This window comes from Halalkalibacter alkaliphilus (genome assembly GCF_023555415.1).
Taxonomy (GTDB): domain Bacteria; phylum Bacillota; class Bacilli; order Bacillales; family Bacillaceae_D; genus Halalkalibacter; species Halalkalibacter alkaliphilus.
Map to the genome: position 1 here is coordinate 1 of NZ_JAKRYL010000002.1, position 15,108 is coordinate 15,108.

13 protein-coding genes and 1 riboswitch are annotated in these 15,108 nt (G+C 38.2%); of the genes, 12 read left to right on the top strand and 1 reads right to left on the bottom strand.

The genetic code is table 11. The features are described 5' to 3' along the window. Positions 1-30: 30 nt before the first annotated feature. Positions 31-1,452 (bottom strand): hypothetical protein, encoded by a 1,422-nt coding sequence (locus MF646_RS01520; RefSeq protein WP_250094729.1) that lies wholly within the window; start codon positions 1,450-1,452, stop codon positions 31-33. A gap of 176 nt (positions 1,453-1,628) precedes the next feature. On the opposite strand from MF646_RS01520, the gene MF646_RS01525 reads away from it, so the two are divergent. The 12 genes from MF646_RS01525 (at position 1,629) to MF646_RS01580 (ending at position 15,070) form a co-directional block, all read left to right on the top strand. Continuing rightward, entirely contained in the window at positions 1,629-2,057 is a 429-nt protein-coding gene (locus MF646_RS01525; protein ID WP_250094730.1) for a MarR family winged helix-turn-helix transcriptional regulator, read from the top strand. 17 nt (positions 2,058-2,074) lie between these two features. Next, positions 2,075-3,475, top strand: coding sequence for an MATE family efflux transporter (locus tag MF646_RS01530; RefSeq protein WP_250094731.1), 1,401 nt, complete (start codon positions 2,075-2,077; stop codon positions 3,473-3,475). 232 nt (positions 3,476-3,707) lie between these two features. Beyond that, complete coding sequence (locus MF646_RS01535; protein ID WP_250094732.1) at positions 3,708-4,826, top strand: DEAD/DEAH box helicase; 1,119 nt, start codon at positions 3,708-3,710, stop codon at positions 4,824-4,826. 113 nt (positions 4,827-4,939) lie between these two features. After that, positions 4,940-5,040, top strand: a riboswitch (purine riboswitch). Positions 5,041-5,136: 96 nt separating this feature from the next. Then, positions 5,137-6,474, top strand: coding sequence for a 5'-deoxyadenosine deaminase (locus MF646_RS01540; RefSeq protein WP_250094733.1), 1,338 nt, complete (start codon positions 5,137-5,139; stop codon positions 6,472-6,474). A gap of 31 nt (positions 6,475-6,505) precedes the next feature. After that, a complete protein-coding gene (locus MF646_RS01545; RefSeq protein ID WP_250094734.1) occupies positions 6,506-6,901 on the top strand; it encodes a gamma-glutamylcyclotransferase family protein in 396 nt (131 codons plus the stop codon). 160 nt (positions 6,902-7,061) lie between these two features. Continuing rightward, entirely contained in the window at positions 7,062-8,561 is a 1,500-nt protein-coding gene (locus MF646_RS01550; RefSeq protein WP_250094735.1) for a spore germination protein, read from the top strand. Between the two features lie 7 nt (positions 8,562-8,568). Next, a complete protein-coding gene (locus MF646_RS01555; RefSeq protein WP_250094736.1) occupies positions 8,569-9,681 on the top strand; it encodes a GerAB/ArcD/ProY family transporter in 1,113 nt (370 codons plus the stop codon). Continuing rightward, positions 9,678-10,787 (top strand): Ger(x)C family spore germination protein, encoded by a 1,110-nt coding sequence (locus tag MF646_RS01560; RefSeq protein ID WP_250094737.1) that lies wholly within the window; start codon positions 9,678-9,680, stop codon positions 10,785-10,787. Before MF646_RS01555 ends, MF646_RS01560 begins: the two co-directional genes overlap by 4 nt. Before the next feature lie 127 nt (positions 10,788-10,914). Beyond that, positions 10,915-11,151, top strand: a complete 237-nt coding sequence (locus MF646_RS01565) for a hypothetical protein (RefSeq protein ID WP_250094738.1) — start codon at positions 10,915-10,917, stop codon at positions 11,149-11,151. A gap of 9 nt (positions 11,152-11,160) precedes the next feature. Beyond that, positions 11,161-12,285, top strand: coding sequence for a GerAB/ArcD/ProY family transporter (locus tag MF646_RS01570; protein ID WP_250094739.1), 1,125 nt, complete (start codon positions 11,161-11,163; stop codon positions 12,283-12,285). Continuing rightward, positions 12,282-13,883 carry a spore germination protein gene (locus tag MF646_RS01575; RefSeq protein ID WP_250094740.1) on the top strand — a complete coding sequence of 534 codons (1,602 nt, stop codon included), beginning with the start codon at positions 12,282-12,284 and terminating at the stop codon, positions 13,881-13,883. Before MF646_RS01570 ends, MF646_RS01575 begins: the two co-directional genes overlap by 4 nt. Next, complete coding sequence (locus MF646_RS01580; protein WP_250094741.1) at positions 13,880-15,070, top strand: Ger(x)C family spore germination protein; 1,191 nt, start codon at positions 13,880-13,882, stop codon at positions 15,068-15,070. The genes MF646_RS01575 and MF646_RS01580 overlap by 4 nt, the downstream gene beginning before the upstream one ends. Positions 15,071-15,108: the final 38 nt, after the last annotated feature.

A 15,108-nucleotide genomic window follows, 5' to 3' on the forward strand; every position in this document is an offset into this window, starting at 1 on the left:
TGTTGAAATCGACGAGCGAACTAGATTCATTTAAAATAAAAACAACGCAGCAATGGTTGAAACAATGAGACCTAGCATTACAGGGACAAACGCTTTTCGGACGAGGTCCATTACAGGGACTTTTGCAAAACCTGCTACAGCTACTAATGAGGACCAGGCGATTAGAGTTCCTCCACCTACCCAGATGGAACCCATTTGACCGATGGCAGCAAGTGTAGCAACATCAATTCCAACACTTTCACCTAATGCTCCTGATAACGATCCTACTAATGGAAGTCCTGAGAAACCTGAGCCATCTAAGCCCGTAATCATTCCAATTACTAGAATGCCAAATGCGGCCAAAATAGAACTTTCAGGAATCACTTGCTGACCAGCTTGAACGAGGTCAAACAAGAAAGAAGGTGCTTTGTCTGCTTCCATCCCAAAAATTTTAGCTGAAAATTCTCCACTTCCTATAAAGAAGAAGCCCGCAATAGGGATCACTGGTCCCATAGCTTTAAAGGCAAAGACGAAACCCTTCACTAAAAAATCACTAACATTTGCGAGTGATTTTCTGAAATTATAGAAACTAGAAGCTGCTACTAATAGGATAACAGCGGTCCCGCCGATTAATGAAGCACCAGCACCACCTTCCATATCCGGTATTGCGTCAGTAAACATCGAGAGCACCATGTAGATCACAATAATTAGAAAAGAGGTTGGTACTAACAATGCAAAGAACACTCGGTGTTTTTGAGTATTGCTAGGAGTAATGGCTTCCTCTTCCATTTCGGTATTTCCTGCTTTTTCCCATGTGATAAGATGCTCGCGTGAAGGAGCTTTGATTGACTTTCTAATGGACAAATATGCATACGTTAGCGCAACAGCACCAGTAATGAGTGATAAAACTAACGCTCTGTCAGCAACAGGTCCGACATCAATACCTGCTGATGTTGCATTTAGCATCGGAGCAATTTGAATCATATAATCAGCAGATAACGCCATCCCTTGACCGGCTAAAGAAATCGCAATGGCAGCACCAATCGGGGGCAAACCAGCCCTTATTGCAACAGGAATCAACAAGGCACCGATTAATGGGACAGCAGGTGTTGGCCAGAAAAATAGAGAGATCGCATAAGTGACAAAGACAATCACCCAAAAAGAAATATGTCCATTTTTCATAACACGTTGAAACGGAGTGATCATTTGTTCATCAGCACCGATCGCTTTTAAAGAATGAAGCAAGGCAGTCATGATCGCGATAATAAGGAAAATGTTAAAAAGCTCAGCAGCAGCAGTTAAACTTGCTTGGAAAATCGATTGAAGCCCAATGGAAAATGAACCAGTATAAACCCATCCTACAAAGAAGGTCATTAACACAGCTGGCACGACGACATTCTGTCTGAAAAGCATTGTTATGATAATAATGAATGTGCCAATAAGGTAGATCCAATGAGGGGCAGTTAATTCCATAAGTTTTGCTCCTTTCTTTTGCAATAAAGCCAAAACTTACAATAATATATGACAGAGACTAGGCATGGGTGTATTCAGCAAAATTATGAAACTATTTAGTTGTTCGAAATAAATGATTGAATGTTGAGTGAAATGGGTGTAAAATTTTATTAGAATAGTTAGGGGGCTAAGTAATTGTGGGTAGAAATTTAGAAGATCGAATTGGATATCAGATTGGTATTGTGGCCCACCTTATGCAAAATCAATTTAATCAAAAGTTAGCGGAATACGGGGTAACTCATGCCCAGTTTAAGGTGCTTTACCAATTAACAGAGCATAGTGAACTCTTACAGTCTGCTTTACAAAACCGTCTGTACATTAAAGCTTCTACAATGAATGGAATCATTGATTCTATGTTGAAAAATGGACTCATAAATAAGAAAGAAAGTGAACAAGATAGACGTTCGAAAATTATTAGTTTAACGGAAAAAGGAAGAGAACTCGAAGAAAAGCTGTGGAATGAAATGGGCCAAATGGATGAAAAGCTTATGAATAATTTTTCTGACGAGGAAAAACAGTTGTTTTTCTCTTTTTTACGTAGAGTAGCATTTTTTTATAAAAATTAGAAAGTTGGTCATTACGAATGAAACAAAAGATGCAAAGTGAGCGACTTGGAACCGAACCGATTCCGAAATTGTTAAAAAACTTGTCCATCCCGGCAATGATTGGGATGTTTGTTATGGCATTATACAATGTTGTCGATACGATTTTCATTTCATATGGAGTAGGAATTGATGCGGTTGCAGGGGTAACCATTGCTTTTCCAATCATGATGATTATGATGGCAGTGTCTGCTGCTATGGGGATTGGGGGAGCTTCTGTTATCTCTAGAAGATTAGGGGAGAGACGAGAAGAAGAGGCAAATCATGTATTTGGGAATATTATTTCTGTCATTCTCATTATTAGTGTGTTAGGGATGATTGGCGCATTTACGATACTAGAACCAACTTTACGATTATTTGGAGCGACTCCTGACATTTTAGGCTATTCATTTGATTACATGTTTCCCATTTTGTTAGGGACTTTTTTCTTCTCTTTTGCGTTTGCAACGAATAATATTGTCAGGTCAGAAGGCAATGCGCAATTTGCAATGATGACGATGATCATTCCAGCTGTCATTAATATTATATTGGATCCTATTTTTATTTTTGGATTAAACATGGGTGTGCAAGGGGCTGCCATTGCGACCGTTATCTCTCAAGCTTCAGTGACAATTGTTATTTTACGATATTTCTTAACAGGGAAAAGCTCATTGCAACTACGGACTTCCGATTTGAAAATTAAGTTTGCAATTGTGAAAGAAGTAGTTGCAGTAGGGTTACCAGCATTTGCGCAACAGGCAGCGGGTAGTGTGATGATGATTGCGATCAATACGATGCTCATTCGTTTTGGAGGCGATCTCCATGTTGGGATATTTGGGATTATTCAACGAATTATTATGTTTACAGTCATGCCAATGCTTGGTGTTATGCAAGGAATGCAGCCGATTGTTGGGTATAATTACGGAGCTCAAAATTTTGATCGTTTACGTGAAACCGTCATACTAAGCTTAAAAGTTACATTTTATATTTCGGTTTTCATTTTTATTTTAATTATGACTGTTCCTCATTGGTTGATGATGATATTCACGTCTAATCCAGTTGTCATTGATGCTGGTGTGGAGTATTTACGGATTATGTTTGCAGCCTTCTTCTTAATCGCTATTCAAGTAATTAGTAGTGGGTTATATCAAGCATTAGGTAAGCCAAAACAAGCATTAATCTTATCATTATCACGACAATTGATCTTCTTAATCCCACTGGTGCTAATTTTGCCGCATTTCATTGGTGTTTATGGTGTCTTTTTGGCCTTTCCTATTTCAGATTTCTTTGCTTGCCTACTAGGAGCTATATTAATGTATCGTGATCGTGACATCTTTTTTGGAAAAGGGAGAGGAAGAGATAAGACAGAGGAAAATGCTGTTCCTGTATCACCAGGAACGTAAAGCCATGTATGAAGAGGGGCGGTGGAAAAAGATGAAAGATGCACTTTTTTTAGTGGCCTAGGAACCCGCCCCTTTTTCCGTTCCCTCGTATGAAGAGTACGGTTGAAAGAAAAAATAGACGAAAACAGAGAGTAACTCACGATGAGCTACTCTCTGTTTTTAAAATGGTACAATGATGTATGTTTACATAAAAAATAAGCTCATGCTGTAAAGTTAGAAAGTAGGGAAATAAATGAAGGATTTTCAAGCATTAGGTGTCAGTCAAGAATTACTTGCAAGGTTAAAAGAGTACGGCATTACAAGTCCAACTCCGATCCAAGAAAAAGCAATCCCCTTTGTTCGTACTGGAGGGGATCTCATAGCTCAAGCACAGACAGGAACGGGCAAAACATTAGCGTTTCTTCTCCCAATCATTGAGAGCGTTGATCCAAAAAAGTCAAATGTTCAAGCGTTGATTGTCGCACCAACAAGAGAACTTGCTCTGCAGATTACAAATGAAGCAAAAAAGATGGTAGAGCATTTACCAACAATCGATGTGCTAGCTGTTTATGGGGGGCAAGATGTTGAACAGCAGCTACATAAATTAAAAGGAGCGATACAGATTATTATTGCAACACCTGGTAGGCTTTTAGATCATATTAGACGGGAAACAATTGATCTAAGCGAAGTAAAGGTCCTTGTGTTAGATGAAGCAGACCAGATGCTTCATATGGGCTTTTTACAGGAAGTAAGAGAAGTGATTCGACAAACTCCCACAGTTAGGCAAACGTTGTTATTTTCAGCTACGATGCCTGAGGAGATCCGTGAACTAGCAAATGAATATATGAAGCACCCTGAAAATATTTATGTTGAACAAAAAAATGTGACGATTGACCGAATTAAACAGATAGTTGTTGAAACAACCGATCGAGCGAAGCAAGATACACTAAGAACGGTTATGAAACAAGAACAACCGTTTTTAGCGATTATTTTCTGCCGTACAAAACGAAGAGCAAGCAAGTTAAATGCAGCCCTATTAGCGAATCGATATCTCGTAGATGAATTACATGGTGATTTGTCTCAAGCAAAACGTGAAAAAGTGATGAAAGCATTTCGAGAATGCCAAATTCAATATTTAGTCGCAACGGATGTCGCGGCCCGTGGATTAGATGTGGAAGGGGTGACTCACGTCTTTAATTTCGACATTCCACACGATGTCGAAAGCTATATTCACCGTATAGGGAGGACGGGCCGGGCTGGAGAGGAAGGACGAGCTTTTACATTTGTTGCGCCGAAAGATCGCCGTCATTTAGAGTTAATTGAAAATGGAATTGGAAAGAGGTTAGAACGACAAAGAATGGATCGTACTTAAAAGAAGTCTTAAAAACATATAGGTTTACAATAATTATGAAAAAACCACGGGAGATTTTCTGACCTGTATATAGAATACATTTATTTTTTTTCGTATAGTAGCAGTGTAGTCAACTAAATAACTGCTTCTATTTTCGTATAACCTTGAGTAATATGGACCAAGGGTATCTACTTGGAACCATAAATTCCTAGCTACGAAAAATGTGTATGATTGCTGCGTGAAAAGGTGAAAAGGGAACCATTTTCAGTGGCACTATTGCACATTTTTGTAGCTTTTTTGTGCGGCTATATTATTAATTGGGGTGGTTTCCTTGAGTAAAATATTACTTAAACAAGCTGAAATCGTGACGATGAACGAAAGTGATGATATTTTTGTTGGAGATATTTTAATTGAACATGATCGAATAAAAGAAATAGGAGTAAATTTAGATCCGTCAACTGTAGATAAAGTGATTGATGCTTCTAACAAGACAGTCATTCCAGGATTTGTTCAGACGCATATTCATTTGTGTCAAACCGTGTTCCGTGGAAGGGCCGATGATCTAGAATTGTTAGATTGGTTAAAGAAACGGATTTGGCCACTTGAGGCAGCACATGATGAGGAATCCGTATACTACTCAGCTTTGTTAGGAATCGGTGAATTGATCCAAAGTGGGACGACATCTATTGTTGATATGGAGACAGTACATCATACGGATTCAGCTTTTCAAGCCATTGCCTCAAGTGGAATACGGGCATTATCAGGGAAAGTCATGATGGATAAAGGAGACGAAGTGCCAAAAATATTGCAAGAAAATACAAAACAATCGATTCAAGAAAGTGTTGATTTGTTAGAAAAATGGCATAACTATGATGATGGTCGAATAAAATATGCCTTTTCACCTAGGTTCGTTGTATCTTGCACGGAACCTCTCTTAAAAGAGGTTGCCAATCTTTCAGCTCATTATGGAGTCAATGTGCATACTCATGCTTCAGAAAATCGCGGTGAAATCAAAATTGTTGAACAAGAAACGGGCATGAGAAATATTGAGTATTTGGATCATATCGGCTTAGCTAATGATCGTCTTATTTTGGCTCATTGCGTTTGGTTAAGTGAGAATGAAAAGCGAATTATAAAAGAAAAAGGGATCCATGTGAGCCATTGTCCAGGCTCTAATTTAAAACTTGCTTCAGGAGTTGCTGAGATTCCTAGTTTACTAAATGAACAAGTTTCAGTAAGCCTTGGTGCGGATGGGGCACCATGCAATAATAATCTTGACATGTTTAATGAAATGCGTTTGGCTGCCCTTATTCAAAAACCACTTCATGGACCTACGACAATGGATGCCAAGACAGTTTTAAAGATGGCGACAATTGGTGGGGCAAAAGCGGTTGGTTTAGAAAGTGAGATTGGCAGTATTGTAGTTGGTAAGAAAGCAGATTTAGTCATGTTAGATTTACACGACTTCCATACGTACCCATCTTTTGATGTTGACCCGATTTCTCGTATTGTTTATTCAGCTACTAGAGCTGATGTTATTACATCCATTATCAATGGGAAGATCGTTATGGAGAACCGAATAATGAAAACGTTGGATAAGGCTATGGTTTTAGCAGAAGCAAATCGATCGATTCAACGAATGACCAAAAGAATGACAACGATAGTATAGATGGTTAAGGATTTAAAAAGGAAGTGATTGTTTGAGTGAGCAAACTTATTTGGTCTTTGTTTATGGAACATTAAGGAAAGGGGGAGCAAATGCTCATTATTTAAATGAAGCTAAAGTCATTTCTTTAACATCCTGGGCTTTAGGCGAGTTACATGATACTGGGTACGGATATCCGGTCTTAAAAGACAACCAAGAACGTAAAGTATCAGGTGAATTATATGAAGTTACAACCGATGAATTAGTGCAGCTCGATCAATTAGAAGACTACGTATCTGGTCGTAAATCAAATGAGTATGAGCGAGTGGTGAGGACTGTATATACAGAAGAGGGGGAAAGAGAAGCGTTTGTTTACATTGCAGGGAAACAACTATCAGATTGTTACAATACTATTGAGGAAAACGATTGGATTTTATATACAAAATGTTGACATTACAGTATTGGATAACTATTTTCTAAGAAGTAGGATGAATCACTCTATGTGATTGTTCCTACTCTTTTTCATTTTTATGACGTTTTTGTAAGTACATAATTCAATTAGGAACTGGGAACGTTTTACTTATGGACCAAATTATATGGAGGGGTGTTAAATGAGTCGTAACAGAAAGGGTTTCAAGTTTAAACAGTTATTTCCCCCTCAACCACATGATGATAATAAAGCAAATCCGGACATTAAAAAACCTATAACAAAAGATGCAATCCAAAAAAGCTTAGCCGATGTTGATGATTTTGTTATGAAAGATATAAAAATTGGTGATAAAACCGTGACAATCGTTTATTTAAATACGATTGTCGAAACGTCTATTATCGATGAATTAGTATTTAATCCGCTAAACCAGTCAACATCCACTAAAGCTGATGAGATTTTTAAAAATTATACGACATTGAAAGAGAACGAGCTTCCAAAGCTCATTCATGACGTATGCAGTGGCTATACCATTTTACTATTTGAAGATGAGATAATTGAAATAGATACGTTTAGTGCTCCAGACCGGTCAATTACGATACCAGAGAATGAAACGACGGTTATGGGTCCACAAGATGCATTTGTTGAAAGTGTTGCGACAAATATTTCTTTAATCAAAAAAAGAATACGATCACCCCAATTAAAGTCTAAGTCGTTTTTATTAGGAACAGAAACGAAAAACGATGTGGTGATGTTATATATGGACAATATCGCAAATGATGAAAATGTTAGTCGAGTAGAAAGAAGACTTGAAAATGTAGAGTTTCATGGATTTATTGGCATGCCTGTTCTGAAACAAATGCTAGAAGACAAGCCGTTCTCCCCTTTTCCACAGTTTGGGATTACAGTGAGAAGTGATAACTCTGTTGATGCTTTATTAAATGGAAAAATCCTCGTAATGATGAATGGAAGCCCAGAAGCGGCCATTTTACCATCAACGTTTTGGGATATGTTTATATCACCAGAGGATTATTATAACCGCTGGACAACGGCAAGTCTCCTTCGAACGTTAAGGTTGGCTGGCTTTTTCATTTCTATTCTCTTAACGTCTACGTATGTGTCTGTGCTAACCTTTCATCCTGAGATGCTCCCCCCTCAACTGTTGCGATTGTTAGCCGAGTCAAGAGCCCAAGTTCCCTTTCCGCCTGTAGTAGAGGCGCTCATCATCGAGCTCGTCATTGAAGTACTTCGTGAAGCTGGGGCACGAATGCCGACGAAAATTGGTCAAACGATTGGTATCGTTGGAGGGATTGTTATTGGTACAGCTGCTGTTGAAGCGGGACTTGCAAGTAATATTCTTATTGTTTTAGTTGCTGTAACAGCGTTGTTGTCCTTTATTGCTCCGAGTTACTTAATGAGTAATGCAATTCGATTTATCCGTTATATTTATATTGTGTTTGCCGGGTTATTAGGAATGTTTGGACAAATGATTATACTAGCTTGGATGATCAACCATTTGTCAAATATGACTTCATTAGGAACGCCGTATATTACTCCAGTGATTCCGAGAAAATGGTCAGACTTGCTCAATTCAGTTATTAGAGTCCCAGGGAAATTTATGGTGGAAAGAATGGGGGTTGCAAGAGCAAAAAAAGATTTGGTGCGACCATTAGACGAGGAGTAGTCACAGAATGGATACAGGTAATTTCAAAAAATTAAATGCTTATCATGTCGTGTTTTTAATTCAGAATACAATGATTGGGATTGGGCTTTTTTCCTTACCTCACGCGCTAAGTAGTGTCGGTTACAATCAATGGGTTGTCCCTATCATATTAGGGGCTTTGACTAACCTAACTCTTATTCCAATTATGATGCTTTGTAAGAAATATCCTGACGATTCTCTCTTTAAAATAACAGAGAAATTACTTGGGAAGCTCATAGGCAAAGCAGTAAATGTTACGCTTTTGTTATACGGAATTGTTGGCGCAGCAACCGTTGGACAGGAATATGTTCGGCTCGTTCAATCGATCGTTCTGCCTACGTTCACGATCGCATCATTTACTATTAGCCTCTTTTTTGTTGTAACCTGTATCGTCTTAGGGGGGATTAAGTCTGTTGCTCGTTTTTGTATGTTTTCCTTCTTTTTGACGGGGTGGATGATCGTCTTTCTTCAGTGGCCGTTACAAGCAGGAAATTGGCTTCACGTTGTTCCCACATTTGAAGTAAGTGGAACGGCTTGGTTAGAAGCTTTATATGATGGCTCTATTGCGATGTTTGGATACGGATTGATCATGTTTTACTTCCCCTATATAAAAAACCAAAAAAAAGCTTTCCTTCATGCGTCTTTAGGTATTTGGATTGCTGTTACGTATTATTTTCTCGTTTCAATTGCCGCTGTTGCTTACTTTTCACCATGGCAAATAGATAATTTGCTTTACCCTGTGTTAAATCTATTTCAAGCAATCCAATTGCCGTTTGTGGAACGGATTGAAAATTTTGGTACTACTTTATGGGTATTTCTAGTACTTTCAACATCGGCCACGTATTTATGGGTAGCAAAAAAAGGGATGGATGCGCTATTTAACAAACATAAAAATCGAACGTGGCATGTTTATGTTGTCGCTCTAGTAGCCACTCTTAGTATTATCGGACCCATCCCCATTCATATTCAAGATTTAATTTTTGATGATTTAAGTACTTATTTTGCTTATGCATTAAACACATCACCAATCCTGCTGCTTCTCATTCATAAAATAAAAAATAAGTTGAGGAAGGAGCCGAAAGAGAAAGGAGTGGCTTCATGAAGAAAGCAGCACTATTAATGACAGTTCTATTCTTGCTATTTGGCTGTGCTGACCCTAATTTGGAGCATCCTGTAATCGAGGACTTAGGAATGGTTGGGGTGATGGGTTTTGATTATGTTGATCAAGAGACTATCAAGCTTTCTCTTACATTGCCGCAACCTTCAAAAGATGCCGAAGAACAGGTACAGCAATTTACATCAACTGTTCAGCTGCCACATGAAGCGATGATGGATATATCAACTTTAACAGAAAAAACCCTTACTTCCGCACAATTGCGAGTCGTGTTATTTAGCGAAGAGTTTGCAAGAAAAAGAGGGGTAATGAAAGAGCTAGAAAACCTTTATCGTGATCCTCAAGTTGGCTCAAATGTTTTTGTCGCTGTTGTGAAAGGAGATGTGGAGGATATTTTGACAGCAACGTATAAAGATAAACCTGAAATCAATAATTATATAAATGAATTATTAACGCCAAGAACAATGACGGCCTTTAGTCCTTTTTCGACGATTCATAACTTTATTAATCGAAAAACAGATGAAGTGTCTGATCCCTCTGTCCCTTATTTAGAACGTGTGAATGGCGATTCGTTAAAAATTACGAAAGTTGCTTTCTTCAAAGAAGACAAAATGGTCGATACAATGGCACCTGAAGAGGCGAAGTTAGTAGAAGCCATGAAGGGGAAAAAAGACCTGCCTCCTTTATCGATCACGATTCCATCATCTGATGGGACAGAAGAAGAACAGTTTATTATGAAATTTACAACGTCGAGAGTGAGTGTAAAAGCAAATAGGGATTTGCAAAAGCCAGAAATATTCGTTCATTTATACGCACGTGGAAGTATCGTTGATTACAATGGAACGAGGTATTTGTCTGTACGAGAAAACAGGGAGGAAGTAGAAGAAGAAGCGAGTAAGCATCTTGAGCAAAAGGTGTTACGAGCTCTTGCATCTTTTCAAGAAGCTGAAGTGGACCCTATTGGACTAGGTGATTATTTCCGATTAAACAATGCCAGAGGATGGTCAAAAGAGAAGTGGATAGAAGCATTTAGCCGAGCGGATGTAACAACCCATGTAGAGTTAAGGATCGTTTCAACTGGTACTTTAAAGTAAGCTAGCACTAGTTAAGGTGCTAGTTTCTTTAAGGTTTATTGGTGCATGAATGGAAAGGTTACATAAATTTTGCTGCACAGGAAACGATAAAAGGGTAGAACGACGGAAACTTGAGGTGAACGAAAGAGTGGTTACCTTAATCTTTTTTGTTATTTTCGTGTCAATGATGCTAGTTATGGCGATGTTTGACGCGATCATTTACGGAAGGCCTTTTTTAGAAAGCATTGTTCATATTTATCCATTTGAATTAGGGACGAGACGAACGATTGTTACAGCGGCAGCTGTCGTAGGGCTACTGGTTGCTATATATATTGACTACAAAGATAAGAAAGATCAGAAGGAGCAACAATCTGTAAACAAGTGAGTGAGTGCTATGAAGGCAAATGGGAACGAAAAAATATCATTATGGCAATTATTTATTTTAATCACGATTTTTGCAATAGGAACAGCCGTAGTTGTAGGTGCAGGAGAAGAAGCTAGGCAGGATTTATGGATTGCTGAGATAATTGCAGCAACGATGGGGGTAATCATCGTGTGGAGTTACTTTCAGCTTATCTCATTTGCTGATCAGAAAAACTTATATGAAATGCTTTATTTTGCATTTGGAAAAATTCTCGGTACAGTCATGTGCATCATTTACGCCCTTTATTTTTTTTACATTGCTTCAAGAAACATTCGCGATTTTGGGGAATTAATGAAGATTACCATTTTACCGATTACTCCAATGGAAGTCATCGTAATCTCAATGATGCTCCCTGTTTTGTATACCGTTTATTTAGGCCTTGAAGTGCTTGCTCGTGTAACAGAGATTATTTCTCCATATATTATCGGGATCTTAGTTATTGTAGGACTTTTCCTGTTTTTTAGTGATGGTCTACAATTTACTCATTTACTGCCTATTTTAGGGGATGGATTTGGTCCTGTTTTTCAGGCTTTATTTCCTACATTGCTTACATTTCCTTATGGGGAAGTCATTGTTTTTACCGTTATTATGACAGCTACAACACGGTTTTCACATGTAGGAAAAGTAGGAGCAGCAGCCGTGGCAGTTAGTGGATTGTTAATCACATATGCCAATATTATTCAAGTTGCCGCTCTTGGTGTTGACTTAAAAACAAGGACGTTATTTCCATTAATGACAGCAGCTAGAGAGATTATGTTAATGGAGTTCATTGAACGTGTAGATATATTGGTCGTCTTTATTTTAATGTGTGGAGTTTTTATCAAAGTAAGTGTCTTTTTTTATGCAGGACTTAAAGGTTTGGAGTACGTTTTTTCCATTCCTTTTAAAAAGTATATTATCCCTATAGGTCTGCTGATTCCGTTTTTTGCTGTATTGAACTCCGTTAACATTGTAGAACATTTTGAAGAAGGATTGGTTATTGTTCCTTATTTGCTACATCTTCCATTACAATTTGGAGTACCAGTGCTGTTGTTTTGTATCATTTGGATGAAAAAAAGAAAGGAAAAATCAGTTTCGGGAGGGATCGCATCTTGAAAAAAGTATTTAGACAGATCATCTCCTCCATGAAAGTCGATGATACTAATTATAAAACGACTCCTGAAGACCTAGTAGATGATCAAAATGGTTTAATTAGCATTACACCGTCAATAAAAAAAAATGAAGAAGAATTTAATCAAACGTTCGAGAAGAATTATGATTTCTATATGGAAAAAGTCTTTGTCGGGAAGCAGGAAGGATTAATATTATACTTAACAAGTATGGTGGATCTTCCGACTGTAGCTGAGACGATCCGGCCGGCACTTGCTAATGCATACAGAAATCAAAAACAGGTATCAACAGTTTCAGAACTTGAAAATTTTCAAAAAGAATTTTTCTCTAGTAACGATTGCATTGTTATAGAATACATCCATGAAGTAAGCTGGTATGTTCTCTCAGGTTTTACCGTCATTTTAATTGATGGATTATCAAAAGGGATTGCACTTAGCACGGTTACGACAGAAAGTAGAGCAGTAGAGCAGTCGAAAACACAAACGATCGTTCGTGGCCCGCAAGATAGTTTCACAGAAGTGAAAGCTACAAATGTTAGTTTAATTAGAAGAAGAATTAAAAATCCTCACTTGAAAGTTGAACAATTCACTGTAGGAAAAGATACACAAACAGCAGTTTGTATTGCCTATTTGGATAATGTTGCTAGCGAGGAGATCGTAAGTCAGGTTAGACAACGAGTAAAGGATATTAAAGGCAGTGCGATCTTTGATTCCGGTAATATTGAAGAATTTATTGCTGATCGTGTCATTACTCCCTTTCCGATGTTGTATCATACTGACCGTCCTGATACAGTATCAGCAAATATCGTAGAAGGAAAAGTCGCTGTCATTGTTGATGGAACCCCGTACGTTCTTTTGGCACCTGTTGTTTTCACTGACTTTTTTCAAGTGAGTGAGGACTATTATCAAGGCTTTATGATGGCATCGATGCTACGATTGCTTAGGTATTTGGCGTTTATAATTGCATTGTTGTTACCATCTTTCTATATTGGTTTAACAACATATCATCCGCAATTAATTCCAACTGGCTTAATTATTAGTATTCAAGCACAAAGGGAAGGGGTGCCTTTTCCTGCTGTTGTTGAATTGTTATTAATGGAAGTCACGTTTGAAATTCTGCGAGAGGCTGGAGTTAGGATGCCTCGAGTTGTAGGTCAGACAGTTTCGATTGTTGGAGCTCTCGTTATTGGTCAGGCTGCAGTTGAAGCAGGGATCGTTTCGCATTTTCTTGTCATTATTGTCGCTCTAACCGCCATGGCAGGATTTGTCTCCCCTGTTTATTCATTTGCCAATTCAACTCGTTTGCTGCGCTTCGCACTAATCTTCATGACAGCTGCACTCGGGTTATTCGGAACCATCATTGGCTTTTTATTGATCATTGCTCATCTAGCCAGCTTACGTTCATTCGGAGTTCCTTATCTAGCACCAATGGGACCTTTTATTTTGGAAGATCAAAAAGATGTGTTCATTCGTCTACCTATTCAACTTATGAAGCGTAGACCAAATTATTTGCACCCGAAAGCCGATATGAAAGAACCAAACCCTAATCCGCTACCTTCTAAGCAAAAGGAGGAAAGCTCATGAGAGAAACAGGGGTCTTAATTATATTGTCTTGTCTGCTTATTGTAAGTGGCTGCTGGGATCGTAAAGAATTAGACCAAGTGTCTCTAGTAACAGGATTAGCTCTAGAAATAAGTGATGATGAGGCTTTTAGCTTAACGATTGAAGCGATCAATGCGAGCGAGCTAAATGACCAAACGGCCGAAGGGATGACTCCGACAATTACGTATGAGCTCAAAGGACTAACAATGGCTGAATTGCTTAATAAAATGAATTTGGGAATTACGAGAGAGTTGAATTTTTCGCATACGAGAACGTTAATTATCGATGAGAAGGTAGCAGAAGAAGGAATATCAAGGTTTTTACAGTTTTTAGAGAAAAGCGGACAGTTTCGTAATGATTTTCAAATTATTGTCGCAAGAGGAGTCAGGGCAAAGGACATTATAACAACGACTTACCCTATTCAGAAAGTCCCTTCGTTGAAAATGTATGAGCAATTTCGTACGATCAAAGATAATTGGGGAGGGTACCCAGATTCAGCTCTTACTGATTTTGTTTTTGCCTTGACTTCACCGGGGAGACATCCGGTGGCTGCTGCGGTTACGATTAGGGGAAATCCTAATGAAGGTCGTAATGTCGACGATAACAGAGAACTAGATTTAGATGCGGTAATTGAGTATGACGGTATGGCGATGTTTCATAAAGATCGCTTAGTCGGATTTCTATCGGCAGAAGAAACACGAAACTATATGTGGACTCAAGATATTGATCAAACTACGGCAACTGCTGATTGCGGGAAGGATGGATTCTTTGCTTTGCAAGTTTATAATTCCCATACAAAAGTGACTGCAAATTATGATGGTGATGTTCCAGCTATTACACTACGAATCATCATTGAAGGAGATATTCACGATAACCAATGCCCAGATGGATTAGATGAAATAAAGACTTACGAAAAATATCAAAACATTATGGAAGACCATTTAGAACAAAAACTAACAACAACGATTACGAACGTACAGAACGAGTATGGGGTTGATGTATTTGGATTTGGCGAGCATTTAAGCAAGCAACAATATAAAAAATTTAAAGAACACAAAGATGATTGGGATGAGGAATTTAAAAAGGCTAAAATAAGTGTTAATGCTAAGGTTTATATAAGAAGAGATGGGATGAGGACAAAGAGTTTTATTGAACAAGTGGATGAATAAGGGTAATATAGAAGAGTGAAGATATCAAACTGTAAAAG